The 25632-nt window shown below is 71.6% G+C and carries 20 protein-coding genes and 1 pseudogene; 16 read left to right on the top strand and 5 right to left on the bottom strand.

The annotated features are described in order from the left end of the window. Positions 1–66 precede the first annotated feature (66 nt). From BUE44_RS20715 to serA, 5 genes are all read left to right on the top strand, one after another. Positions 67–2946: a putative bifunctional diguanylate cyclase/phosphodiesterase gene (locus tag BUE44_RS20715; RefSeq protein WP_079189910.1), complete on the top strand. Its 2880-nt coding sequence runs from the start codon at positions 67–69 to the stop codon at positions 2944–2946. A 240-nt stretch (positions 2947–3186) separates the two neighbouring features. After that, positions 3187–5058 carry an acetolactate synthase large subunit gene (locus BUE44_RS20710; protein ID WP_073500458.1) on the top strand — a complete coding sequence of 624 codons (1872 nt, stop codon included), beginning with the start codon at positions 3187–3189 and terminating at the stop codon, positions 5056–5058. A gap of 127 nt (positions 5059–5185) precedes the next feature. Then, a complete protein-coding gene (gene ilvN / locus BUE44_RS20705) occupies positions 5186–5713 on the top strand; it encodes an acetolactate synthase small subunit (protein WP_033173125.1) in 528 nt (175 codons plus the stop codon). Positions 5714–5786: 73 nt separating this feature from the next. Beyond that, complete coding sequence (gene ilvC / locus BUE44_RS20700; protein ID WP_073500457.1) at positions 5787–6785, top strand: ketol-acid reductoisomerase; 999 nt, start codon at positions 5787–5789, stop codon at positions 6783–6785. Between the two features lie 335 nt (positions 6786–7120). Further along, the gene (gene serA, locus BUE44_RS20695) at positions 7121–8713 is read left to right on the top strand and encodes a phosphoglycerate dehydrogenase (RefSeq protein ID WP_073500456.1); all 1593 of its coding nucleotides are present in this window, start codon (positions 7121–7123) and stop codon (positions 8711–8713) included. Positions 8714–8791: 78 nt separating this feature from the next. Here the strand turns inward: serA and BUE44_RS20690 are convergent, their stop codons facing one another. Next, positions 8792–9976, bottom strand: a complete 1185-nt coding sequence (locus BUE44_RS20690) for a PucR family transcriptional regulator (RefSeq protein WP_200804468.1) — start codon at positions 9974–9976, stop codon at positions 8792–8794. A 132-nt stretch (positions 9977–10108) separates the two neighbouring features. On the opposite strand from BUE44_RS20690, the gene BUE44_RS20685 reads away from it, so the two are divergent. The 11 genes from BUE44_RS20685 to BUE44_RS20635 all read left to right on the top strand — a co-directional run bounded on the left by BUE44_RS20685 (position 10109) and on the right by BUE44_RS20635 (position 22853). Beyond that, entirely contained in the window at positions 10109–11041 is a 933-nt protein-coding gene (locus tag BUE44_RS20685; protein ID WP_073500454.1) for a proline dehydrogenase family protein, read from the top strand. A gap of 35 nt (positions 11042–11076) precedes the next feature. Further along, complete coding sequence (pruA, locus tag BUE44_RS20680) at positions 11077–12708, top strand: L-glutamate gamma-semialdehyde dehydrogenase (protein WP_073500453.1); 1632 nt, start codon at positions 11077–11079, stop codon at positions 12706–12708. Positions 12709–13210: 502 nt separating this feature from the next. Next, positions 13211–14254: a 3-isopropylmalate dehydrogenase gene (locus tag BUE44_RS20675; RefSeq protein WP_073500452.1), complete on the top strand. Its 1044-nt coding sequence runs from the start codon at positions 13211–13213 to the stop codon at positions 14252–14254. 144 nt (positions 14255–14398) lie between these two features. Continuing rightward, complete coding sequence (locus BUE44_RS20670; protein ID WP_073500451.1) at positions 14399–15487, top strand: branched-chain amino acid aminotransferase; 1089 nt, start codon at positions 14399–14401, stop codon at positions 15485–15487. Between the two features lie 506 nt (positions 15488–15993). After that, positions 15994–17592 (top strand): citramalate synthase, encoded by a 1599-nt coding sequence (gene cimA / locus BUE44_RS20665; RefSeq protein ID WP_073500450.1) that lies wholly within the window; start codon positions 15994–15996, stop codon positions 17590–17592. 177 nt (positions 17593–17769) lie between these two features. Then, the gene (locus BUE44_RS20660; RefSeq protein WP_073500492.1) at positions 17770–18273 is read left to right on the top strand and encodes a hypothetical protein; all 504 of its coding nucleotides are present in this window, start codon (positions 17770–17772) and stop codon (positions 18271–18273) included. A 103-nt stretch (positions 18274–18376) separates the two neighbouring features. After that, entirely contained in the window at positions 18377–18865 is a 489-nt protein-coding gene (locus BUE44_RS20655; protein ID WP_073500449.1) for a GNAT family N-acetyltransferase, read from the top strand. A gap of 64 nt (positions 18866–18929) precedes the next feature. Then, complete coding sequence (locus tag BUE44_RS20650; protein ID WP_073500448.1) at positions 18930–20015, top strand: HpcH/HpaI aldolase/citrate lyase family protein; 1086 nt, start codon at positions 18930–18932, stop codon at positions 20013–20015. Then, a complete protein-coding gene (locus tag BUE44_RS20645) occupies positions 20012–20881 on the top strand; it encodes an HpcH/HpaI aldolase/citrate lyase family protein (protein ID WP_073500447.1) in 870 nt (289 codons plus the stop codon). The genes BUE44_RS20650 and BUE44_RS20645 overlap by 4 nt, the downstream gene beginning before the upstream one ends. Positions 20882–21051: 170 nt before the next feature. Further along, entirely contained in the window at positions 21052–22635 is a 1584-nt protein-coding gene (locus BUE44_RS20640) for an acyl-CoA carboxylase subunit beta (protein WP_073500446.1), read from the top strand. 14 nt (positions 22636–22649) lie between these two features. Beyond that, positions 22650–22853 (top strand): acyl-CoA carboxylase subunit epsilon, encoded by a 204-nt coding sequence (locus tag BUE44_RS20635; RefSeq protein WP_235002294.1) that lies wholly within the window; start codon positions 22650–22652, stop codon positions 22851–22853. Between the two features lie 77 nt (positions 22854–22930). Here the strand turns inward: BUE44_RS20635 and BUE44_RS20630 are convergent, their stop codons facing one another. From BUE44_RS20630 to BUE44_RS37540, 4 genes and pseudogenes are all read right to left on the bottom strand, one after another. After that, positions 22931–23509, bottom strand: coding sequence for a GTP-binding protein (locus BUE44_RS20630; RefSeq protein ID WP_073500444.1), 579 nt, complete (start codon positions 23507–23509; stop codon positions 22931–22933). Further along, positions 23490–24065, bottom strand: a complete 576-nt coding sequence (locus BUE44_RS20625; protein WP_073500443.1) for a DUF742 domain-containing protein — start codon at positions 24063–24065, stop codon at positions 23490–23492. The genes BUE44_RS20630 and BUE44_RS20625 overlap by 20 nt, the downstream gene beginning before the upstream one ends. 85 nt (positions 24066–24150) lie before the next feature. Continuing rightward, complete coding sequence (locus BUE44_RS20620; RefSeq protein ID WP_033173109.1) at positions 24151–24564, bottom strand: roadblock/LC7 domain-containing protein; 414 nt, start codon at positions 24562–24564, stop codon at positions 24151–24153. A gap of 9 nt (positions 24565–24573) precedes the next feature. Continuing rightward, positions 24574–25632 (bottom strand): annotated as a pseudogene (locus tag BUE44_RS37540) (histidine kinase); the annotation flags it as partial.

Genomic DNA, 25632 nt, shown 5'->3' with positions numbered 1-25632 from the left:
CCGGCCGACCACCGGTCACCGGCAGCGCGCCGCGCACCGGCCGGCCCTGCCGCACGGGACAGCGCGGTGACCTCCACCGGCGCGGTGCTCAGCAGGCCGCAGACGCGGGAAGGCAGCGCCGGTCTGCTGCCGCAGCTGGTGCTCGCGCTGCTGTGCGGCGGCTACACGACCGGGGCGGTGCTGGGCTGGGGCGCGGCCGACGTGGCGGACTTCATGGGGGACTTCGGCCTCTCGGCGGCCGCGGCCGCCGCCGCGGTCTCGATGCTGCTCTACGCCCGCAGGGCCGGTGCCGGCCACCGGGCCGCCTGGCTGCTGTTCGCGGCGTCCTCAACGATGGTGGCGCTCGGGAACGGCATCTGGGGGTGGTACGAGGTGGTGCTGCACCGCGAGGTGCCGCAGACCTCGCCCGCCGACTTCTGCTTCCTGCTGTTCGCGCCGCCCGCCGTGACCGGCCTGCTGGTACTGGCCAAAAGGCCGGTCACGAAGGCCGGCTGGGTGTGCCTGGGCCTGGACACCTGGCTGATCGGCGGGTCGCTGCTGACCTTGTCGTGGAGCTTGGCGCTGGCCCGCACCGCCCGCTTCGACGGCCCGAGCACCGCCAAGGTCGCGCTGTCGCTGGCCTATCCGCTGCTGGACATCGTGCTGGTCAGCATGGTCCTGGTGCTGCACTTCCGCCGCTCGCCGAACAACCGCGCGGCGGTCAACACCGCACTGGCCGCCCTCGCGCTGACCGTGCTGTGCGACGCGCTGTTCACCTCGCCGCTGCTGCGCGAGCACTACCGCTCGGGCCAGATCCTGGACGCCGGCTGGTTCGCGGGCAGCATGCTGATGGCGTACGCGCCCTGGGTCGGCCGCCGTGAGCAGCCGCTGCTGCGCCCCGGCACCACCACCCGCAGGGTCACCGGGTCGCTGTCCGCGCTGGCGCCGTATCTGGCCGCCGCCGTCTGCACCCTGGGCATCCTCTACGACGTCACCACCGGCGAGAAGTGCGACAAGGTCGTCCTGCTCACCGGCAGCACCGTGGTGCTCGCGCTGGTCATCAGGCAGGGCATCATGCTGCTCGACAACATCGCGCTGACCCAGGAGCTGGCCCAGAAGGAGAACCACTTCAGGTCCCTGGTCCAGGGGTCGAGCGACGTCATCATGATCGCCGCCCCCACCGGTGTGCTGCGGTACGTCAGCCCCGCCTCCGTCGGCGTCTACGGGCGCGACCCCGAGGAGCTGATCGGCACCGAGCTGTCCGCGCACATCCACCCCGACGACCTCGGCCGGGTCGTGCACGAGGTGCGCCGCTTCCTCGCGGCGCCGCCCGGCGAGGAGCCGGCCACCAGGATCGAGTGCCGCATCAGGTCGGGGCGGCGCGGCGGCCCGTACGGCGAGGACGGCTGGCTCAGCGTCGAGTCCAGCGTCAACCGGTATCAGGGCGGCCTGATCTTCAACAGCCGCGACGTGACGGAAAGGGTGCGGCTGCAGGCCCAGTTGCAGCACAACGCGTCGCACGACCCGCTCACCGACCTGCCCAACAGGCTGCTCTTCCTCGACCGGGTCGGCAAGGCGCTCGCCGGGCGGCGGGCCGGCGACGGGCGGGCCGCGGTGCTCTATGTCGACCTCGACGGCTTCAAGGCGGTCAACGACTCCATCGGCCACCAGGCCGGCGACCACCTGCTCACCCAGGCCGCCCGCCGGCTCCAGGACGCCCTGCGGTCCGGCGACACGGCGGCCAGGCTCGGCGGCGACGAATTCGCCGTCCTGGTCTGCGGGGCCCTGGAGCACCAGATCAGGGAGATCGCGGAAAGGCTGCGGGCGGCGCTGTGCGAGCCCTACCGGGTCGACGGCGGCGAGGTGCGGGTCGGCGCCAGCATCGGCATCGCCTTCGCCGAGCCGGGCAGTTCCGCCGACGAGCTGATGCGCAACGCCGACCTGGCGATGTACCGCGCCAAGCAGGCCGGCAAGGGCCGGGTCGAGCTCTACGCGCCGCAGCTGCAGGCCGACGTCGTCCGGCGCACCGAACTGGCCACCCGGTTGCACCGGGCGCTGCACGACGGCGAGTTCACGCTGCTGCACCAGCCGGTGGTGGAGCTGTCCGACGGGCGGATCGCCGGCGTCGAGGCGCAGGCCCGCTGGCGGTCCGCGCAGGGCATCCTCTTCACCCCGGCGGAGTTCCTGCGCGCGGCCGAGGACGTCGAGCGCACCTCGGAGCTGGGCAGATGGCAGCTGGAGCAGGCCGTGGCGCAGGCGGGGCTGCGCTACGGGGCGGGGCACCGGGTGCCGGTCACCGTGAAGCTGTCCGCCCACCGGCTGCTGCACCGCGACCTGCCGGCCGGCGCCGTCGAGGGCCTGCTGGAGCGGCACGACCTGCCGCCCGGCGGCCTGGTGGTCGAGCTGACCGGCGGCGACTCCAGGATCGCGCTGGACGAGCTGGAGCGCCGGCTGACCGAGCTGCGCAGGGCCGGGGTGCGGATCTCGCTCGGCGGCTTCGGCACCGGCCACGCCGCGCTCAACGCCCTGCGGAGCCTGCCGGTGGACGCTGTCAAGCTCGACAGGGGTTTCGTGGAGGGCCTGGTCGAGTCGGCCCGGCTGCACAAGATCACCCGCGGGCTGCTGCGGATCGCCGCCGACCTCGGGGTGCGGACGGTCGCCGACGGGGTGGACCGTCCCGAGCAGGTGCACGCGCTGCGCGAGATGGGCTGCGGCCACGCCCAGGGAATGGCCTTCTCCGGGCTGCTCGACGAGCACCGGCTGCGCGGCTCGCTGACCCGAGGCGGCTACCCCGTACCGGGTGCTACGGACCGTCCGGGGACGTCCGACGGCGGCCGGCCCGTACCGCAGGAAGCGCCATCCAGGGCCTCCGGCCTGGGAAATGCCCCCGGTGAGCAGGGCGGATCCCGTACCGTGCAGCTGCCGTCCTGTCGCTCACATAGTGAGACCCGTGTCCCACCGGCTTGACACTCGAAGGGGTCCCGGAGGAAGGTCGACGCCATGCGCACCCGAATTCTCGTACTTGGAAAGCGCGTCGGCTGACCGAGGCCATTCCACCGCCTCGCACAAGCACCGGCGCGCTCCCCTCGCTTGCCTCACGGCACGAGGGGTTTTTTGTTGCCCGACTCCGGTCCGGGGCCGTCCGGCAACCGGGCGGCAACCAGCCGAAACCCTCACCACCCTCATCTTCGAGAGAAGAGAACGCAGATGACCGAGCAGGCCACCGGGTCCCACCATCCGCAGCCGCGGACCCGCAACGCGGTCCCCGCCGCCACCGCCGAGCGTATGACGGGCGCCCAGGCGCTCATCCGCTCCCTCGAGGCCGTAGGCGCGGACACCGTGTTCGGCATCCCGGGCGGTGCGATCCTGCCGGCCTACGACCCGCTGATGGACTCGTCCAAGGTCCGGCACGTGCTGGTCAGGCACGAGCAGGGCGCGGGCCACGCCGCCACCGGCTATGCGCAGGCCACCGGCCGGGTCGGGGTGTGCATGGCGACGTCCGGGCCCGGCGCGACCAACCTGGTCACCCCGATCGCCGACGCCCACATGGACTCGGTGCCGATCGTCGCCATCACCGGCCAGGTCGCCTCGAAGTCCATCGGCACCGACGCCTTCCAGGAGGCGGACATCTGCGGCATCACCATGCCGATCACCAAGCACAACTTCCTGGTCAGGGACGCCGCCGACATCCCGCGCACCATCGCGGAGGCCTTCCACATCGCCGCCACGGGGCGCCCGGGCCCGGTCCTGGTCGACATCGCCAAGGACGCGCTGCAGAACCAGATGACCTTCTCCTGGCCGCCGCAGACCGACCTGCCCGGCTACCGCCCGGTGACCAAGCCGCACGCCAAGCAGATCCGCGAGGCTGCCCGGCTGATCAACGAGGCCCGCCGCCCGGTGCTCTACGTCGGCGGCGGTGTCGTCAAGGCCCGCGCCACCGCGGAGCTGCGGATCCTCGCCGAGCTGACCGGCGCCCCGGTCACCACCACGCTGATGGCGCTCGGCGCGTTCCCCGACAGCCACCCGCAGCACGTCGGCATGCCCGGCATGCACGGCGACGTCTCCGCGGTCACCGCGCTGCAGAAGTCCGACCTGATCATCGCGCTCGGCGCCCGCTTCGACGACCGGGTCACCGGCCGGCTCGACACCTTCGCGCCGAACGCCAAGGTCGTGCACGCCGACATCGATCCGGCCGAGATCTCCAAGAACCGGATCGCCGACGTGCCGATCGTCGGTGACGCCCGCGAGGTGCTCGCCGACCTGATCGTCGCCGTCCAGGCCGACCACGAGGCCGGCCACAAGGGCGACTACTCCGAATGGTGGAACCACCTCAACTTCTGGCGTAACACCTACCCGCTCGGCTACGACGTCCCCAAGGACGGCAGCCTGTCCCCGCAGCAGGTCATCGAGCGGATCGGCCAACTCGCCCCGGAGGGCACCCTCTTCGCCGCGGGCGTCGGCCAGCACCAGATGTGGGCCGCGCAGTTCATCAAGTACGAGCAGCCCGGCACCTGGTTCAACTCCGGCGGCGCCGGCACCATGGGCTACGCCGTGCCCGCCGCGATGGGCGCCAAGGCCGGTATGCCGGACGCCACCGTGTGGGCGATCGACGGCGACGGCTGCTTCCAGATGACCAACCAGGAACTGGTCACCTGCGCGCTGAACAACATCCCGATCAAGGTCGCCATCATCAACAACGGCGCCCTGGGCATGGTCCGCCAGTGGCAGAACCTCTTCTACGGCGAGCGGTTCTCCAACACCGTCCTGCACTCGGGCGCCGAGCACCGCCCCGGCTCCACCCAGGGCGTCGGCTCGATCCAGAACCGCGGCACCCGCGTCCCGGACTTCGTCAAGCTGTCCGAGGCGATGGGCTGCGTCGGCCTGCGCTGCGAGACCCCCGAGGAACTGGACAAGGTCATCGCCGAGGCCAACGCCATCAACGACCGCCCGGTCGTGGTGGACTTCATCGTCCACGAGGACGCGATGGTCTGGCCGATGGTCGCGGCCGGCACCTCCAACGACGAGATCATGGCCGCCCGGGACGTCCGCCCCGACTTCAGCGACGACCTGGATGACTGACGCCCGAGGTCCCGAAGTGGCCGGCCGAGGAACGAGGCCGTCCGCGGAGGGACCGAGCAGGAGGGCAGACCAAGAAATGCGTTTCGACTGACCGAGGCCGGAAGAGCGAGAGAAGGAAGCACCGAACATGTCCAAGCACACGCTCTCCGTCCTGGTGGAGAACAAGCCCGGCGTCCTGGCCAGGATCACCGCGCTGTTCTCCCGCCGCGGCTTCAACATCGACTCGCTCGCGGTGGGCACCACCGAGCACCCGGAGATCTCCCGTATCACCATCGTCGTCAACGTCATCGACGAACTGCCGCTCGAACAGGTGACGAAACAGCTGAACAAGCTGGTCAACGTGCTGAAGATCGTCGAACTCGACCCCTCGGCGGCCGTCGCGCGCGAACTCGTCCTGGTGAAGGTGCGCGCCGACAACGAGTCGCGCTCGCAGATCGTGGAGATCGTCCAGCTCTTCCGGGCCAAGACCGTGGACGTCTCCCCGGAGGCCGTCACGATCGAGGCCACCGGCGCCGCGGACAAGCTGGAGGCCATGCTCAAGATGCTGGAGCCGTTCGGCATCAAGGAGCTGGTCCAGTCCGGCACCATCGCGATCGGCCGCGGCGCCCGGTCCATCACCGACCGCTCGCTGCGGGCGCTGGACCGATCCGCATAGCGAGACCCCGACACCCCCATCCGCCCACCCGTCGTACGGTGGGCCGCACAACACGATCCAAGGAGAACCCGAAGTGGCCGAGCTGTTCTACGACGACGACGCCGACCTGTCCATCATCCAGGGCCGCAAGGTCGCGGTCATCGGCTACGGCAGCCAGGGCCACGCCCACGCGCTGTCGCTGCGCGACTCGGGCGTGGACGTGCGGGTCGGCCTGCACGAGGGCTCCAAGTCCAAGACGGTGGCCGAGGAGCAGGGCCTGCGGGTGCTGCCGGTCGCCGAGGCGGCCGCCGAGGCCGACGTCATCATGATCCTGGTCCCGGACCCGATCCAGGCCCGCGTCTACGAGGAGTCCATCAAGGACAACCTCAAGGACGGCGACGCCCTCTTCTTCGGCCACGGCCTGAACATCCGCTTCGGCTTCATCAAGCCGCCGGCCGGCGTCGACGTGTGCATGGTCGCCCCCAAGGGCCCGGGCCACCTGGTCCGCCGTCAGTACGAGGAGGGCCGCGGCGTTCCGTGCATCGCGGCCGTCGAGCAGGACGCCACCGGCAAGGGCTTCGCGCTCGCGCTGTCCTACGCCAAGGGCATCGGCGGCACCCGCGCCGGCGTCATCAAGACCACCTTCACCGAGGAGACCGAGACCGACCTCTTCGGCGAGCAGGCGGTCCTCTGCGGCGGTACGTCCGCCCTGGTCAAGGCCGGCTTCGAGACGCTGGTCGAGGCCGGCTACCAGCCGGAGATCGCGTACTTCGAGTGCCTGCACGAGCTGAAGCTCATCGTGGACCTGATGTACGAGGGCGGCCTGGAGAAGATGCGCTGGTCGGTCTCCGAGACCGCCGAGTGGGGCGACTACGTCTCCGGGCCGCGGATCATCACCGACGCCACCAAGGCCGAGATGAAGAAGATCCTCGGCGAGATCCAGGACGGCACCTTCGCCAACGCCTGGATCGCGGAGTACAACGCGGGCCTGCCGAAGTACAACGAGTACAAGAAGGCCGACGAGAACCACCTGCTGGAGACCACGGGACGCAAGCTCCGCAAGCTGATGAGCTGGGTCGACGAGGAGGCGTAAGCCCTCCGGTTGCGTCGCTTCGGCAGCCGGTCTGACCGGCATCTGGTACGCAGTTTGTACGAAGCGACGCAACCCCTCCGGGTGATCCTTCCATTTCGGCGAAGGCGCGAAATCCGCCCGTCGATACACTCGCTGAACAAGCGCGTTCAGGCTCACAGCGTCGTGCGTCTTCCACGCGGCATGCCCCCTGATGGGCGGTCTCCCTGTGCACTCGCTCCGCGGACGGGTTCGTTATCCGGCCGGCCACTGTGCGAGCTCAGGCGTCAGCCGCCACTCCCCGCCTCCTGAGCGGTCGAACGGGACTCGGCCGCCCACGAAGGACAAGTGAGGACCACGTGAGCCAGAAGCCTGTCGTACTCATCGCAGAAGAGCTGTCGCCCGCGACCGTGGACGCGCTCGGCCCGGACTTCGAGATCCGGCACTGCAACGGCGCGGACCGAGCCGAACTGCTGTCCGCCATCACCGACGTGGACGCCATCCTGATCCGCAGCGCCACCAAGGTCGACGCGGAGGCCGTCGCCGCCGCCGGGAAGCTGCGGGTCGTCGCCCGCGCCGGTGTCGGCCTGGACAACGTCGACGTCGCCGCCGCCACCAAGGCCGGCGTGATGGTCGTCAACGCGCCGACCTCCAACATCGTCACGGCCGCCGAGCTGGCCTGCGGCCTGCTGATCGCCACCGCCCGCAACATCGCGCCCGCCAACTCGGCGCTGAAGAACGGCGAGTGGAAGCGCAACAAGTACACCGGCGTCGAGCTGAGCGAGAAGACCCTCGGCGTGGTGGGCCTGGGCCGGATCGGCGTCCTGGTGGCCCAGCGGATGTCCGCGTTCGGGATGAACATCGTCGCGTACGACCCCTACGTCCAGCCCGCGCGCGCCGCCCAGATGGGCGTCAAGCTGCTGACCCTGGACGAGCTGCTCGAGCAGGCCGACTTCATCACCGTCCACCTGCCCAAGACGCCCGAGACGCTGGGCCTGATCGGCGACGAGGCGCTGCACAAGGTCAAGCCGTCGGTGCGGATCGTCAACGCCGCCCGCGGCGGGATCGTGGACGAGGAGGCGCTCGCCTCGGCGCTCAAGGAGGGCAGGGTGGCCGGCGCGGGCCTGGACGTCTACGCCAAGGAGCCCTGCACCGACTCGCCGCTCTTCCAGTTCGACAACGTCGTGGCGACCCCGCACCTGGGCGCGTCCACCGACGAGGCGCAGGAGAAGGCCGGTATCGCGGTCGCCAGGTCGGTCCGCCTCGCGCTGGCCGGCGAGCTGGTCCCCGACGCGGTCAACGTCCAGGGCGGTGTCATCGCCGAGGACGTCAAGCCCGCGCTGCCGCTCGCCGAGAAGCTCGGCCGCATCTTCACCGCGCTGGCCGGCGAGGTCGCCGCCCGCCTCGACGTCGAGGTCTGCGGCGAGGTCACCCAGCACGACGTGAAGATCCTCGAACTGAGCGCGCTCAAGGGCGTCTTCGAGGACATCGTGGACGAGACGGTGTCGTACGTGAACGCGCCGCTGTTCGCCCAGGAGCGCGGTGTCGAGGTGCGGCTGACCACCAGCTCGGAGTCGCCCAACCACCGCAACGTGGTGACTGTGCGCGGCACGCTGTCCGACGGCACGGAGGTGTCGGTCTCCGGCACGCTGGCCGGCCCCAAGCACGTCCAGAAGGTCGTCGCCGTCGGCGAGGAGGACGTGGACCTGGTGCTCGCCGACCACATGGCCTTCCTGCGCTACACCGACCGCCCCGGCGTCGTCGGCACCATCGGCCGGATCCTCGGCGAGGTCGACGTCAACATCGCCGGCATGCAGGTCGCCAGGGCCGCCGCGGGCGGCGACGCCCTGGTCGCCCTCACCGTCGACTCCAGCATCCCGGCGGGCGTGCTGACCGACATCGCCGACGAGATCGGCGCCACGTCGGCCCGCGCGGTCAACCTGACGGACTGAGCCGACCGGCCGGTACGCCTACCGGTACGCATACGCCGTCCGGCGCCGCTTCCCACCGGGGGAGCGGCGCCGTTCGCGTCAGAGCCGGGCGGCCTTGAGTGCCATGTGCAGCAGCAGCCTGGCCTCACCGTCCGCCAGGTCCAGGCCGGTCAGCTGCTCGATACGGGACAGCCGGTAGTAGAGGGTCTGCCGGTGGATGGCCAGCGCGGTCGCCGTGCGGCCCGCCTGGCCCGCGTGGTCGAGGAAGACCTCCGCGGTGTGCGCCAGCTCCTGGTGGGCCGGGATCAGCAGCGGGGCCACCGCGGGGTCGGGGGCAGAGTCGGCGGGCAGCGCGGTCAGCAGCCGGTAGGGGCCGAGGTTGGACCACTTCGCGATCGGGCCGAGCGCCGGCTGGGCCTGCGCGGCCCTGGCCGCCGAGGTCGCCTCGCGCCAGGCCCCGGGCAGCTCGGCCAGCGACCCGCGGGACGCGCTGAGCCCGGCGACCACGCCCGCGGCGCCGACCGCGTCCAGCAGCCGGGCCGCGGCGGTACGGGCGGGGGCCAGCACCTGCAGGGTCCGCAGCCTGACCAGCAGCGCGATCAGCTCGCCGCGGCGCCGTTCGGGGACGCGGGCCAGCGCGGCGGCCGACGGGATGGTCCGCAGGCCGGGCAGCGGCCCCGGCGACTCCCCTTCGGGGGCGCGGACGCACACCAGCGCGTGCGGCTCGTCCGCGTCCCGGTCCAGCGCGAAGCGCAGCGCGTCCTCCGCGGTGTCGCGGTCGGTCCTGCCGGCGGCGGTCAGCAATGCCCGCAGCGCCCGACCCGTCTCGGCGCCCGCCCGGGACATCGCCGCGAGCTGCTCGCCGATCCTGGCGGCGACCGACATGGCGGCGGCCAGCTGCGCGGGGGAGTGCTCGGCCTCGTCGATGAGCCACACGTAGCCGTAGGCGAAGCCGCCGTGCCGCACCGGCAGGCACAGCCGGCCGCGGACGACGCCCGCGTCGGGGGCGGCGGGGATACGGACCGGGGCGGTGGCGCGGGCGATGCCGAAGCGCTCGAACCAGGCGCGCACCTCGGCGGTGGACTGCCGGGTCAGGATGGAGCGGGTGCGGACCGGGTCCGTCGCCGCGTCGTCGTCGCTGTCGTGCACCCCGAAGGCGATCAGTCGGAAGTCCCGGTCCTCCAGCGTCGCGGGGGCGCCCAGCAGCGCCGACACCTCGTCGACCAGGTCCTGGAAATCGCCGTAGTCCCCGTACTCAGCACGCACGCGGCCATTGTCCCTCATACATCTGTATGAGGGACGACGGGTCGATGCGTGACAGGTGTCGATGGTTCAACGGGTAGACGAATCCTAGATTCACCGTGTCGGAGCCTGTTCGCCGAAAACCCTGTTCCGCCCGGTATGGAAGGACACCCCGTGTTCGGTCCCGTGTTGCTCGCCGCCTCGCGCAGCGACCGTATGCGCCGCGCTGTCGCCGCCGCGCCCGTCACCCGTCCGGTGGTCGAGCGCTTCGTCGCCGGCGACGCGCTGCACCCGGCGCTGGACACCGTCCGCGCGCTCACTGCGAGCGGTCTGAACGTCACCCTGGACCACCTGGGCGAGGACGTCACCGACCGGGCCACCGCGAAGGCCACCAGGGACGCCTACCTGCGGCTGCTGGAGGCGCTGGCCGACGACGGGCTCGGCGCCCGGGCCGAGGTCTCGGTCAAGCTGTCCGCCTTCGGCCAGGCACTGCCCGACGGCGGCCACGACATCGCGCTGGCCAACGTGGCCGAGGTGGCGGAGCTGGCCTCCGCCATCGGCACCACGGTGACCCTCGACATGGAGGACCACACCACCGTCGACTCCACGCTCGGGGTGCTGGCCGAGTTGCGCAAGGAGCACCCGCAGACCGGCGCGGTCCTCCAGTCGTACCTCTTCCGCACCGAGGACGACGCCCGCGCGCTGGCCGTGGCCGGCTCCCGGGTGCGGCTGGTCAAGGGCGCGTACAACGAGCCGGCCCGGGTCGCCTTCCAGAACAAGCGGGACGTGGACAAGGCCTACGTCCGCGCCCTGCGCACGCTCTTCGCCGGCGACGGCTACCCGATGGTCGGCTCGCACGACCCGCGCCTCATCGCCATCGCCCAGGAACTGGCCGCCCGCCACCACCGCGCGGCCGGCAGCTACGAGTTCCAGATGCTCTACGGCATCCGCACCGCGGAACAGCGGCGGCTCGCGGACGAGGGGGAGCGGATGCGGATCTACGTCCCCTACGGCGCGGACTGGTACGGCTACTTCATGCGGCGCCTCGCGGAGCGCCCGGCCAACCTCGCCTTCTTCCTGCGCTCCTTCGTTCCCGCCGGCCGCTGACGCCCGCCCCCGACTCTCACCAGGAGACACGCCTCATGGACGCCGTGACCCAGGTCCCCGCTCCGGTCAACGAGCCGGTGCACACGTACGCGCCAGGCAGCCCCGAGCGCGCCCGCCTCGAAGCCAAGCTCAAGGAGCTGGCCGGCAGCCCCGTCGACCTGCCGATGTTCATCGGCGGCGAGGAGCGGATGGGCGGCGGCGAGCGCTTCGACGTCGTGCAGCCGCACAACCACGGCGCCGTGCTCGGCACCTACGGCAACGCCACCGCCCAGGACGCCGGGGACGCGGTCGACGCGGCCCTGGCCGCCGCCCCCGGCTGGCGCGCGACGGCCTTCGACGACCGTGCCGCGATCATCCTGCGCGCCGCGGAGCTGCTGGCGGGCCCCTGGCGCGAGACGCTGGTCGCCTCCACCATGCTCGGCCAGTCCAAGACCGTGCAGCAGGCCGAGATCGACAGCCCCTGCGAGCTGGTCGACTTCTGGCGCTTCAACGTCCACTTCGCCCGGCAGATCCTCGCCGAGCAGCCGGTCGCCAACGCCCCCGGCGTGTGGAACCGGCTCGACCACCGGCCACTCGAAGGCTTCGTCTACGCCATCACGCCGTTCAACTTCACCGCCATCGCGGGCAACCTGCCGACCGCGCCCGCCCTGATGGGCAACGTGGTGGTGTGGAAGCCGTCGCCGACGCAGACGCACTCCGCCGTGCTGCTCATGCGGCTGCTGCGCGAGGCCGGCCTGCCCGACGGTGTGATCAACCTGGTCACCGGCGACGGCCAGGCCGTCTCCGATGTCGCGCTGCCGCACCGGGACCTGGCCGGCATCCACTTCACCGGCTCCACCAAGACCTTCCAGCACCTGTGGCGCACGGTCGGCGGGAACATCGAGCGCTACCGCTCCTACCCGCGGATCGTCGGCGAGACCGGCGGCAAGGACTTCGTCGTCGCCCACCCCTCGGCCGACCCCGCGGTGCTCAGGACGGCGCTGACCCGCGGCTCCTTCGAGTACCAGGGCCAGAAGTGCTCGGCCTCCTCGCGCGCCTACATTCCGCGCTCGATCTGGGACGCCGGCTTCAAGGAGGAATTCGCCGCCGAGGTCGACGGCATCACCATGGGCGACGTCACCGACCTGTCCAACTTCATGGGCGCCCTGATCGACGAGCGGTCCTTCGCCAAGAACAAGGCGGCCATCGACCGCGCCAAGGCCGACCCGACCGTCGAGGTCGTCGCGGGCGGCACGTACGACGACTCGGTCGGCTGGTTCGTCCGCCCGACCGTGCTGGTCTCCACCGACCCGGAGAACGAGATCTTCCGGCAGGAGTACTTCGGTCCGGTGCTGGGCGTCCACGTCTACGAGGACGCGGACTTCGAGGCGATGCTCACGCAGATGGAGTCGGTCTCGGACTACGCGCTGACCGGTTCCGTCATCGCGCGCGACCGGGTCGCCGCGGCCCGGGTGGCCGAGCGGCTGCGCGACGCGGCCGGCAACTTCTACATCAACGACAAGTCCACCGGCGCGGTCGTCGGCCAGCAGCCCTTCGGCGGCGGCCGGGCGTCCGGCACCAACGACAAGGCGGGTGCCGCGCAGAACCTGCAGCGCTGGACCTCCACCCGGTCGATCAAGGAGACGCTGGTGCCGCCCACCGACTACCGCTACCCGCACCAGGGCTGACCTGGAGCGACCCGGGTCGACTCACGGCGATCACCCGTTCGGGGCCTGCGGAGGCCTCGAACGGGTGATCGTCTGTCTCAGATAGTAGGAAGTCCGAGTAACTGTGGCGACAGGACGACCGGACTGGCCTAGTTTTGTAGGGAGCCGAACGTCTCGCCTCATCCGGCGAGCGGCGGACGTGCGTCCTGAGCAGTCGCCGAGCGGGTCACCCCCCGCCGCCAGGACCCCCGCCCCGTTCCGCGGCAGCACCTTCCCTGCCCGCTTCCGCGGCTTTCGCCTGCTTCCCCCCAGGAGTTGATCCCCATGGACGCCCCCGCCCGTACGGACGACACCGCCCGCCAGAACGCGCTGCGCGCCCTGCAGCGCAGCCTCGACCGCCGGGACAACGGCGGCAGCACCGGCCACGAGACCCGCTGACCCGAAAAACCCGCTGCGGTGGACACGTTGTCCGGCATGCGGACATGCGATGTCAGCCGCTGGGATGGGGAGTACGGTTCCGGGCATGTCTCGAAGCCTCAGCCTCGCAGTGATCCCCGGTGACGGAATCGGCCAGGAAGTCGTCGCGGAAGGTCTCAAGGTCCTCTCCGCGGTGCTTCCGCAGGACGTCAAGCTGGAGACCAGAGAGTTCGACTTCGGCGCGAAGCGCTACCACGCCACCGGCCAGACCCTCACCGACGAGGACCTCGACCGGCTCAAGGAGCACGACGCGATCCTGCTGGGCGCCATCGGCGACCCCTCGGTGCCCTCCGGCGTGCTGGAGCGGGGCTTCCTGCTCAAGCTGCGCTTCGCTTTCGACCACCATGTGAACCTGCGTCCCAGCAGGCTCTTCCCCGGCGTCGGCACCCCGCTGGCCGGCAGCCCGGACATCGACTTCGTGGTCGTCCGCGAGGGCACGGAAGGCCCCTACACGGGCAACGGCGGCTCGATCCGTACCGGCACCCCGCAGGAGGTCGCCACCGAGGTCAGCCTCAACACCGCGTTCGGCATCGAGCGGGTCGTGCGCGACGCGTACGCCCGCGCGCAGGCCCGCCCGCGCAAGAAGCTGACCCTGGTGCACAAGAACAACGTGCTGGTGCACGCCGGCCACCTGTGGACCCGGGTCTTCGAGGCGGTCGGCCGGGAGTTCCCCGACGTCAGCACCGACTACCTGCACGTGGACGCGGCGACCATCTTCCTGGTCACCCAGCCCGAGCGCTTCGACGTGATCGTCACCGACAACCTCTTCGGCGACATCATCACCGACCTCGCCGCTGCCGTCTCCGGTGGCATCGGCGTCGCGGCCAGCGGCAACATCAACCCCGGCCGCGAATTCCCCTCGATGTTCGAGCCGGTCCACGGCTCCGCCCCGGACATCGCCGGCCAGTCCAAGGCCGACCCGACCGCGACCGTGCTGTCCGTGGCGCTGCTGTTGCGGCACCTCGGCTACGACGCCGAGGCCGACCGTATCGACAGCGCCGTGCAGGCCGACCTCGCCGAGCGCGCGGACCGGCCCGTACGGTCCACCGTCGAGATCGGCGACGAGCTGGCCGCCCGGGTCTCCGGCTGACCGGACACCGGAGGTAGGTCCCCGGCCCCGCCGCTGCGATAATCGTCAGAGGCGGGGCCGCGTTACGGCGGGAAAGTCGGACGTCCTATTACCGGGGCGCCCCCAGTCGGCAGCGAGAGACGAGACACGGTGAAGGACACAGACATGACGACGCCCACTATCGAGCTGAAGCCGTCCGCCCACCGGCTGTCCACCACCGAGCGGGACGCGATCCTGGCCGCCCCCGGCTTCGGCCGGCACTTCACCGACCACATGGTCACCATCAAGTGGACCGAGGGCCGCGGCTGGCACGACGGCCAGCTCGTCCCGTACGCCCCGCTGTCGATCGACCCGGCCAACATGACGCTGCACTACGCGCAGACCATCTTCGAGGGCCTCAAGGCCTACCGGCAGCCCGACGGCGGCGTCGCGACCTTCAGGCCCGAGGCCAATGCCGAGCGCTTCCGCGCCTCCGCGCGGCGCCTGGCGATGCCCGAACTGCCGGTGGAGACCTTCATCGAGGCGTGCGACCTGCTGGTCGGGCAGGACAAGGACTGGGTGCCGAGCGAGGGCGAGGCGTCCCTCTACCTGCGGCCGTTCATGTTCGCCACCGAGGTCGGCCTCGGGGTCCGCCCGGCCAACGAGTACCTCTTCCTGGTGATCGCCTCCCCGGCCGGCGCCTACTTCTCCGGCGGCGTCCAGCCGGTGTCGGTGTGGCTCTCCGAGGAGTACGTCCGCGCGGCGCCCGGCGGCACCGGCGCGGCCAAGACCGGCGGCAACTACGCCGCCTCCCTCATCGCCCAGGCCCAGGCCATCGAGCACGGCTGCGACCAGGTGGTCTGGCTCGACGCGATCGAGCGCCGCTGGATCGAGGAGATGGGCGGCATGAACCTGTACTTCGTGTACGGCGACAGGATCGTCACCCCCGAACTGTCCGGCTCCCTGCTGCCCGGCATCACCCGCGACTCGCTGCTGTCCATCGCCGCGGACCTCGGCTACGAGGTCGCCGAGGGCCGCATCAGCGTGGACGACTGGCGCCGCCACCACGAGGACGGCACCCTCACGGAGGTCTTCGCCTGCGGCACCGCCGCCGTCATCACCCCGGTCGGCTCCGTGAAGTCCACCCGGGCCGCCTGGCCGGTGGCCGACGGCGCCCCCGGCCCCGTGACGATGCGCCTGCGCTCCGCGCTCCTGGACATCCAGACGGGCCACGCCCCCGACCCCCACGGCTGGATGCACCCGCTGGGCGCGTAGCGCCCCCAGGGTCGCGGGGAACTGCGCGCCCAGCCATCCACCGGCCGGTGGTCCGGTACGGACCGGACAGCCCCTCCGGGTCGGCGACGACCCGCGCCCCGGTGGGGGCTGGTCGCGCGGTTCCCCGCGACCCTGAGGGGCACCCCCCTGCTGGAGGGGAGCCGCAGGAAGCGCGAGGGCGGGGCGGGCGCCCCCGACCGGATGGTGAGACCCCCTGCGGCGGGAGCCGCGAAGTGTGGGACACTCTCGGCGTGCACCTGTACGCGCGCATTATTGGCAGCAGGCACGCCGGTCCGCAGTGACGCTCCGCTGACCCCAGTGGAACGTCACCGTGTCCCAGACCCGCGTGCAGACCTCTCGCATCCGCGAGAGGTTTTTTCGTTTCCCGGACCACCCGCGCCGGAGGCGGAACCGCACGAGGGATGATGGGGGCAAGTGGAGCTGGACCCTCCGGATGTCAGGACATCCGGCGGCAACCCACTCACCCGACAGGAGTTACGACAGCCATGACCGCCGAACCGGACGACAGCTTCCACGTTTTCGACACCACGCTGCGCGACGGCGCCCAGCGTGAGGGGATCAACCTCACCGTCGCCGACAAGCTGACGATCGCCCGGCACCTGGACGACTTCGGGGTGGGATTCATCGAGGGCGGCTGGCCGGGAGCCAACCCCCGCGACACCGAGTTCTTCGCCCGCGCCGCCATGGAGCTGGACCTCAAGACCGCCACCCTGGTCGCGTTCGGCGCGACCCGCAGGGCGGGCGGCAAAGCCGCCGACGACCCCCAGGTCCAGGCGCTGCTGGACTCGGGAGCCCCGGTGATCACCCTGGTCGCCAAGTCGCACGACCGCCACGTCGAACTGGCGCTGCGCACCACGCTGGAGGAGAACCTGGCGATGGTCGGCGACACCGTCTCGCACCTGGTCGCCCAGGGGCGCCGGGTGTTCGTGGACTGCGAGCACTTCTTCGACGGCTACAAGGCCAACGCCGCCTACGCCACCCAGGTCGTACGGACCGCGCACGAGGCCGGCGCCTCGGTCGTGGTGCTGTGCGACACCAACGGCGGCATGCTGCCCGCCCAGGTGCAGGCCGTCACCGGCCTGGTGCTCGCCGACACCGGGGCCAGGCTCGGCATCCATGCTCAGGACGACACCGGTTGCGCGGTCGCCAACACCCTGGCCGCGGTGGACGCCGGTGCCACGCACGTGCAGTGCACCGCCAACGGCTACGGCGAACGGGTCGGCAATTCCAACCTGTTCCCGGTGGTCGCCGCGCTGGAGCTCAAGCACGGCCGCCGGGTGCTGCCGGAGGGCGCGCTCGGCGAGATGACCCGGATCTCGCACGCCATCGCCGAGGTCGTCAACCTGCCGCCCTCGACTCACCAGCCCTATGTGGGGGTTTCCGCCTTCGCGCACAAGGCGGGCCTGCACGCGTCCGCGATCAAGGTGGACCCCGACCTCTACCAGCACATCGACCCCGAGATGGTCGGCAACACCATGCGGATGCTGGTCTCCGACATGGCCGGCCGCGCCTCGATCGAGCTCAAGGGCCGGGAGTTGGGCATCGACCTCGGCGAGGACCGCGAGCTGGTGGGCCGGGTGGTCGCGCGGGTCAAGGAGCGCGAGCTGAAGGGCTACACATACGAGGCGGCCGACGCGTCGTTCGCGCTGCTGCTGCAGGCCGAGATCAACGGCAGGCCGCAGCGCTACTTCCGTACCGAGTCCTGGCGGGTCATCACCGAGGACCGCCCGGACGGGACGCACGCCAACGAGGCGACGGTGAAGATGTGGGCCAAGGGCGAGCGGATCGTCGCCACCGCCGAGGGCAACGGCCCGGTCAACGCGCTGGACCGCGCGCTGCTCAGCGCGCTGGAGCGGATCTACCCCAAGCTCGCCGAGTTCGCGCTGGTCGACTACAAGGTCCGCATCCTGGAGGGCACCTCGGGCACCGACTCCACGACCCGGGTGCTGATCACCACGACCGACGGCGAGGCCGAGTGGTCCACGGTGGGCGTTGCGGACAACGTGATCGCCGCCTCCTGGCAGGCGCTCGACGACGCCTACGCCTACGGGCTGCTGCGCGCGGGTCTGGAGCCGCAGGAGTAGCGGGGGAGCGGCGGTTTCGCGGACCGGTCGCCCGGCGGGGATTCCCGCCGGGCGACCGCCATGTCATGTTCATTTCGCAAAGGGGTGGCGACGCGCGTAGACACTCGGGCACACTCCTCCTGCGCCACCTGCAACACGCCCACCCCAGCGAATCAGCAGGAGGAAAAAGGCATGCGCATGCGCATCCGTACCGTCGCGAGCACGCTCACCCTCGTCGGCACCGCGCTCTTCGCCCCCGGAGTCGGACTGGCCGCCTCCACCGACGCCTTCGCCGTCACCAAGCTCACCCAGGCCCAGGCCACGTCCATGTTCAGCGCCGCGGGCATCACCTGGTCGTCGTCCGGCGGCTGCTCCAACCGCAACGTGTCGACGTGTACGTCGTTCGACCAGCTCAACCAGGCCACCGCCCAGGGCGCGGTGACCCTCAAGCACGCGAGCGGCTGCGCCCTCAACATCACCGGCGGCACCGAGACCGGCCACGCCAGCGGCACGTACTCGCACTGGAACGGCTACAAGCTCGACTACGCCAAGAACACCTGCCTCAACAACTACGTCCACAACTCCTTCACCTACATCGGCCTGCGCGGTGACGGCTACCCCCAGTGGCAGGCCGCCTCCGGCAACATCTACGCGGACGAGGGCACCCACTGGGACGCCCTCTACTACACCTGCGGCTGCTGAACGGCCGCCCCGCGCCCCCCGCAGGGGCGCGGGGCGCTGCACGGACGCGGCCCGGGGCGAAAACCGGTGTCACCGCGCCCGCCGCGGCCTCTAGGGTGCCCCGGTGACCACCGCCCCCTTCGCCGTCCGTGCGGCCGTGCCCGCGGACGCCGCCGCCGTCGCCCATGTCCACGTCGCCTCCCGCGAGGCGACCATGCCCTACCTGCCGCCGCGCCGGCGCAGCGACGCCGAGGTCGAGGCGTGGGTGCGGGACGTGGTCATACCGGGGTCCGCGGTGTGGGTGGCCGTCGACGGCCAGGACCGGGTGGTGGGCTACGCGGCCGTCGCCGGCGGCCACCTGGACGCCCTCTACCTGCTGGCCGGCGTCCTGCGACGCGGCGTCGGCAGTGCGCTGCTCGGCGCGGCGAAGGCGTACCGGCCGGGCGGTCTGACGCTCGCGGTCTTCCAGCGCAACACCGGCGCCATCGCTTTCTACGCGCGCCACGGCTTCACAGTGGTCGACAGCAACGACGGATCCCGCAACATGGAGAACGAACCGGACCTGACGATGCGCTGGCAGCCGGTGACCAACAGCACACGTACTGGCGGGTAATCTCCGCACCCCGGCAGTCATAGGGTGAGCGGCGAACCCTCGACCCGACCCACCGGGAGATCGCATGCGCTCGGCGAAGGACTTCTTCCGCCCGCTGGCCGTGGGGGCGCCCGCGCCCCTGCGCGAGGTGCCGTTCCGGCCCTCACGGATGATCCACTTCTTCGATCCAGGCAACGAGAAGATGGCCGCCAAGATCCCCGCCCTGGCACCGCGGGTGGACGTGCTGCTGGGCAACCTGGAGGACGCCGTCGCCGCGGACCGCAAGGAGGCGGCCCGTGCGGGGCTGGTCTCCGTCGCCCGGTCCACCGACTTCGGCGAGACCCAGCTGTGGACCAGGATCAACAGCCTGGACTCGCCCTGGGCGCTGGACGACCTGCTCACCCTGGTCACCGAGATCGGCGACCGGCTCGACGTCGTGATGGTCCCCAAGGTGGAGGGCGCGCACGACATCCACTACGTGGACCGGCTGCTGGCCCAGCTGGAGGCCAGGGCGGGCCTGCGGCGGCCGATCCTGGTGCACGCCATCCTGGAGACCGCCGCGGGCGTCGCCGACGTCGAGGCGATCGCCGGGGCCAGCCCCCGGATGCAGGGCATCTCGCTCGGCCCCGCCGACCTGGCCGCCAGCCGGCGGATGAAGACCACCAGGGTCGGCGGCGGCCACCCCGGCTACCTGGTCCGCGAGGACCCGCCGGCGGCCTCCGGCGAGGGCACCCCCGCCGACGCGCCCCGGGCGACCTACCAGCAGGACCTGTGGCACTACACGATCGCCCGGATGGTCGACGCGTGCGCGGCGAACGGCATCCTGCCGTACTACGGGCCCTTCGGCGACATCCAGGACGTCACCGCCTGCGAGGACCAGTTCCGCAACGCCTTCCTGCTCGGCTGCGTCGGCGCCTGGACGCTGCACCCCGTGCAGATCGACATCGCCAAGCGGGTGTTCTCCCCGGCGCCGCAGGACGTGGCCTGGGCGCGGCAGGTGATCGAGGCGATGGGCGACGGCACCGGCGCGGTCATGATCGACGGCAAGATGCAGGACGACGCCACCTACAAGCAGTGCCAGGTGGTGGTCGGGCTCGCCGAAGCCCTCGCCGCCCGCGACCCCGAACTGGCCGAGTCCTACGCCGCCGCGGACAAGGCGGCCCGGCGATGACCGAGACCCCCCGCCCCCGCCGCTCGGTCCTCTACATGCCCGGCGCCAACGAGCGCGCCCTGGAGAAGGCCCGCACCCTGCCCACCGACGCGCTGATCCTCGACCTTGAGGACTCGGTCGCCCCCGACGCGAAGAAGGAGGCCAGGGACCGGGTCGCCGCGGCTGCCGCGAGCGGCGCCTACGGCCACCGCGAGGTGACGATCCGGGTCAACGCGCCCGGCACCCCCTGGCACGCCGACGACCTGCGGGCGGCGGCCGAGGCGGGTCCTGACGCGGTCGTGGTGCCCAAGGTGGACGCCCCGGAGACGGTGGCCGCGGTGGTGGCCGCGCTGGAGGCGGCCGGCGCCCCCGACCGTACGGCCGTCTGGGCGATGATCGAGACGCCCGCCGCGATGTTCGACGCGCGGCGGATCGCCGCGGCCGACGAGCGGCTGACCGTTCTGGTCATGGGCACCAACGACCTGGCCAAGGAACTGCACGCCGAGCACGTCCCGGGCCGGGCGCCGCTGCTCACGGCCCTGTCCATGGCCCTGCTCGCGGCCCGCGCCACGGATAAGGTCATCTTGGACGGTGTCTACAACGACGTGCAGGATCTGCCCGGCTTCGAAGCGGAATCCCTCCAAGCCCGGCAGCTCGGCTTCGACGGGAAGACGCTCATCCACCCCCGCCAACTGGAGCCCTGCAACCGGATCTTCGCCCCCGCCGCGGCGGACGTCGAACGCTCCCGGCGGATCATCGAGGCCTTCGATCAGGCCACGTCACAGGGCCGTGGGGTGGTCACGGTGGACGGCAGGATGATCGAGAACCTGCATGTCGAGGAGGCCAGGCGGGTGCTGGCCCTGGCGGCCGCCGTCGAGGGTCGCTGACGTTACGCCCATGTGTCGCCCGGGTGCGGGCGGACCGACGGCGGGGTGCCGCGGCAGCCAAGCGGAACCCCGCCGTCGCCTGTTTCTGTCGGGATCCGCCATGAAGCGGCGACGGACACTGTACGAAGTCGATGGCCCGTTTTTCGGCCTGCGGCTCGTACTGTCGTTGCATGACCACATCGCAAGAGGTGCCCGCAGAGGTGAACGACGCTCGCGGGCGGGTGGCGGAGCTGCTTGCCATTCGTGATGAGGTGGTCCGCGGGCCGAGCGAGAAGGCGACGCAGGCGCAGCGGGCCAAGGGGAAGCTGACGGTACGGGAGCGGATCGACCTGCTGCTGGACGAGGGCTCCTTCCACGAGGTGGAGCCGCTGCGGCGGCACCGGGCGACCGGTTTCGGCCTGGAGGCCAAGCGGCCGTACACCGACGGTGTGGTCACCGGCTGGGGCACGGTCCACGGGCGGACGGTCTTCGTCTACGCGCACGACTTCCGGATTTTCGGCGGCGCGCTCGGCGAGGCGCACGCCCAGAAGATCCACAAGATCATGGACATGGCCATCTCGGCCGGTGCCCCGCTGATCTCGCTGAACGACGGCGCGGGCGCCCGTATCCAGGAGGGCGTCTCGGCGCTCGCCGGCTACGGCGGCATCTTCCAGCGCAACACCCGCGCCTCGGGCGTCATCCCGCAGATCAGCGTGATGCTCGGCCCGTGCGCGGGCGGCGCCGCCTACTCGCCGGCGCTGACGGACTTCGTCTTCATGGTCCGCGAGACCTCGCAGATGTTCATCACCGGGCCCGACGTGGTCCAGGCCGTCACCGGCGAGCAGATCACCCAGAACGGCCTGGGCGGCGCGGACGTGCACTCCTCGGTCTCCGGCGTCTCGCACTTCGCCTACGACGACGAGCAGACCTGTCTCGAAGAGGTCCGCTACCTGCTGTCGCTGCTGCCGCAGAACAACCGGGAGAACCCGCCCGCGGTGGAGTGCCACGACCCGGCCGACCGCCGCGGCGACGTCCTGCTGGACCTGGTGCCGGCGGACGGCAACCGCTCGTACGACATGCACAAGGTCATCGAGGAGATCGTCGACGACGGGGAGTTCCTCGAAGTCCACGAGCGCTGGGCCACGAACATCATCTGCGCCCTGTCGCGACTCGACGGCCAGGTCGTGGGCATCGTGGCGAACCAGCCGGCGTCGCTGGCGGGGGTGCTGGACATCGAGGCGTCGGAGAAGTCGGCGCGGTTCGTGCAGATGTGCGACGCGTTCAACATCCCGATCATCACCCTGTTGGACGTCCCCGGCTTTCTCCCCGGGGTGGCACAGGAGCACGGTGGAATCATCAGGCACGGTGCGAAGCTGCTCTACGCGTACTGCAACGCCACCGTCCCGAGGATCTCGCTGATCCTGCGCAAGGCCTACGGCGGTGCGTACATCGTGATGGACAGCCAGTCCATCGGGGCCGACCTGACCTACGCGTGGCCGACCAACGAGATCGCGGTGATGGGCGCGGAGGGCGCGGCCAACGTGATCTTCCGCCGGCAGATCGCCGACGCCGACGACCCCGAGGCCATGCGCACCCGCATGGTCAAGGAGTACAAGGCCGAGCTGATGCACCCCTACTACGCCGCGGAGCGCGGTCTGGTGGACGACGTCATCGACCCGGCACAGACCCGAGAGGTACTGATCAGCTCGCTGTCCATGCTCCGCACCAAGCACGCGGATCTACCGTCGCGCAAGCACGGCAATCCTCCCCAGTAGCCATGGAGACCACTGTGAGCACACCCGCTGCTTCCCTCGTGCGAGTCGAGAAGGGCCACGTCGCCCCCGAGGAGCTGGCCGCGATCACCGCGATCCTGCTCGCCCGGGCCGCCGCCGGCACCGACAGCGCCCCCGAACTGCCCCTCAGGTCCACCGCCGGCTGGCGGCGCCTGGAGCGCACCCCCGGCTTCCGCCCGCCACACTCCTGGCAGGGCTGACCGGCCCGCAACGCCCGCAACGGGTGAGGCCCCGCACCTTCCGGTGCGGGGCCTCACCCGTTGCGCGGGGTCCCGCGTCAGCGGAGCCGGGCCATCAGGGCGTGCTCCACCAGGGTGATCAGCGCGCTCTTCGCCTCGGGGCGGTGGCGGGCGTCGGTGACGATGATCGGTGCCTCGGGGCCGATCTGCAGGGCCTCGCGCACCTCCTCCGGGCCGTAGGGCTGGTGGCCGTCGAAGCCGTTGAGCGCGATGACGAACGGCAGGCCGCTGTTCTCGAAGTAGTCCACGGCGGGGAAGCAGTCCGCCAGCCGCCGGGTGTCGACCAGCACGATCGCGCCGATCGCGCCGCGCACCAGGTCGTCCCACATGAACCAGAAGCGGTCCTGTCCCGGGGTGCCGAACAGGTAGAGGATCAGGTCCTGGTCCAGGGTGATCCGGCCGAAGTCCATGGCCACCGTCGTGGTGGTCTTGTCGGGCGCGTGCGTCAGGTCGTCGATGCCTGCCGACGCGGAGGTCATCACGGCTTCGGTGCGCAGCGGGTTGATCTCCGACACGGCACCGACGAACGTGGTCTTGCCCACGCCGAATCCGCCCGCCACCACGATTTTCGCGGAAGTAGTGGCGCGCGCCGGGCCGCTAGAGCTTCCGAAGTCCACTGAGCACCCTCTCAAGCAATGTCACATCTGGCTGTCCGCCCGCGGCCTCGTCGCCGCCGGGCTGGTGAATCGTGACCAGGCCGGCCTCGGCCAGGTCCGCCACCAGGATCCTGACCACACCGAGCGGGATCGTCAGCAGCGCGGAGATCTCCGCGATCGACTTGATCTCCCGGCACAGCAGGCAGATCCGCTGGTGCTCCGGCAGCTGCCCGCGCAGCCGCTCGGGTTCCGCGGTGGTGCTGACCAGTGCCTCGATGGCGAGCTGGTAGCGCGGCCTGGTGCGGCCGCCGGTCATGGCGTACGGGCGTACGAACCCGCTGGGCGTCTGAGAGCGCCGGCCACCGGTCCCGCCGCCCTGCCCGCCGCCCCCCGCACCCCGGCCGCCGCCGCGCGGGGCCTGCGGAGGCGGCGCCTGCGGCGGCTGGTACGGCTGGATACGCGGCTGCCGCGGCGGCCGGTACGGTTCAGGCTCCGGCGCGGGCGCCGACGGGTAGTACGGGTTCACAGGCGGCTGGTGCGGGCTGCCATACGGCTCCGCGCCGGGAGACGTGCTCACGAGTCCTCCTCCTGATACGGCTGCGACGCCGCCCGGACCTCTGGAAGAGGCCAGGACGCGACCGCACGCCCGTTCGCTGGTTGAGCTAGTTGAGCAGGCTGCCCTGTAGTTCGGCCCTGAGGTCGGGGGTGAGGACGGTGCCTGCGCGGTCGACGAGCAGGGCCATTTCGTAGCCGACGAGGCCGATGTCGCACTCGGGGTGGGCGAGTACGGCCAGGGAGGAGCCGTCGGAGACGGACATGATGAAGAGGAAGCCGCGTTCCATCTCGACGACGGTCTGGTTGACGCTGCCGCCTTCGAAGATGCGGGAGGCTCCGGCGGTCAGTGAGGTCAGGCCGGAGGCGACGGCGGCGAGCTGGTCGGCGCGGTCGCGGGGGAATCCGTCGGACATCGCGAGCAGCAGGCCGTCGGCGGAGACCACCACGGTGTGGGACACCCCGGGGGTGTTGTCCACGAAGTTGGTGATCAACCAGTTCAGGTTCTGTGCCGCCTGGCTCATCGCACTCAACTAACGCTCCTGATGATTCGTACCGAAACCGCGGCCATCGGTCGTGCCGCCGGCCTCCCGGCCCTGCTGGATACCCCGCCGGAGATTGGTCAGCCGCCCGCGTACGTCGTCGGGCGAACGGGAGACCTGGGGGCCGCCCTGCTGGGGCTGGGACGGCTGGGCCGCGCCACCGGCGACGAGATTCGCCCGCGGCACCCGGCGCGGCAGCCCCGAGGGGGTGACCCCGCCGGCCGACGGCTCGCGGACCGCCTCGGCCCGCTGGCGCAGCGCGTCGTTGGGCGAGGTGCGCCAGTTCGGCGTCTCGCGCGGCAGCGGCTGCGCCGACGGCGCGGGCGGCGCCGCCGCCGAGGCGGCGGGAGCCGGTCCCGAGGTGGCCGGCGCGGGCGCCTGCTGCGGCGCCTGCGGCTGCGGTGCGCTGGTGCCGGGCCGCTGCGGGCCCGCCGGACCCGGGCGTTCGGTACGCGGCCGCTGCGGCGGTGCGGTGCGGCCCACCGGGCGGGGCGCCGGCGGGGCCTGCTGGCCGCGCGCGCTCTGCTCGACGTGGATCTGCTGCATCCGCTCCGCCTGGCCGGTGCGGAACCAGTCGGACTCGATCGCCGAGAAGATCGGCGTGGGCTCGTCGCCCCTGGTCTGGGCCGGCGGCAGCGCCATCGGCTCCGCGGGCTGCTGCGGCGGCTGCTGTCCGGGCCGCTGCTGGAACGGCCCCTGGCCGCCCGGCATGCCCGGCTGCGGCGCCATCGGGTGCTGCCCGGTGACGTCGCCGCGCTCCTGGCCCGGCATCTGCTGCCGGCCGGTGTCGTACGGCTGCTGCGGTGCGCCGCCGTCCCGGTAGCCGGGGCCGCCCTGCGGACGGCCGCCGGCGGGCGGCGCGTACTGCCCGCCGCCGCCGAAGGTGTCGTCGGCGCGGACCGCGGGGAACTGCGCGGTCTCACCGGGACCGCCCTGCCCGGGCTGCTGCGGTACCGGGAACTGGCCGGTGTCGCCGGGGCCGCCCTGGACGGGGAACTGCCCGGTGCCGTCGGTGCGCCCGTGGCCGGGGCGGGCGAACTGGCCGGTGTC

Origin of the sequence: Actinacidiphila paucisporea, assembly GCF_900142575.1 — a bacterium.
Classification (GTDB): Bacteria; Actinomycetota; Actinomycetes; order Streptomycetales; family Streptomycetaceae; genus Actinacidiphila; species Actinacidiphila paucisporea.
Note: the sequence above shows the minus strand (reverse complement) of the source record. Positions and strands in the feature narration are given on the sequence as shown.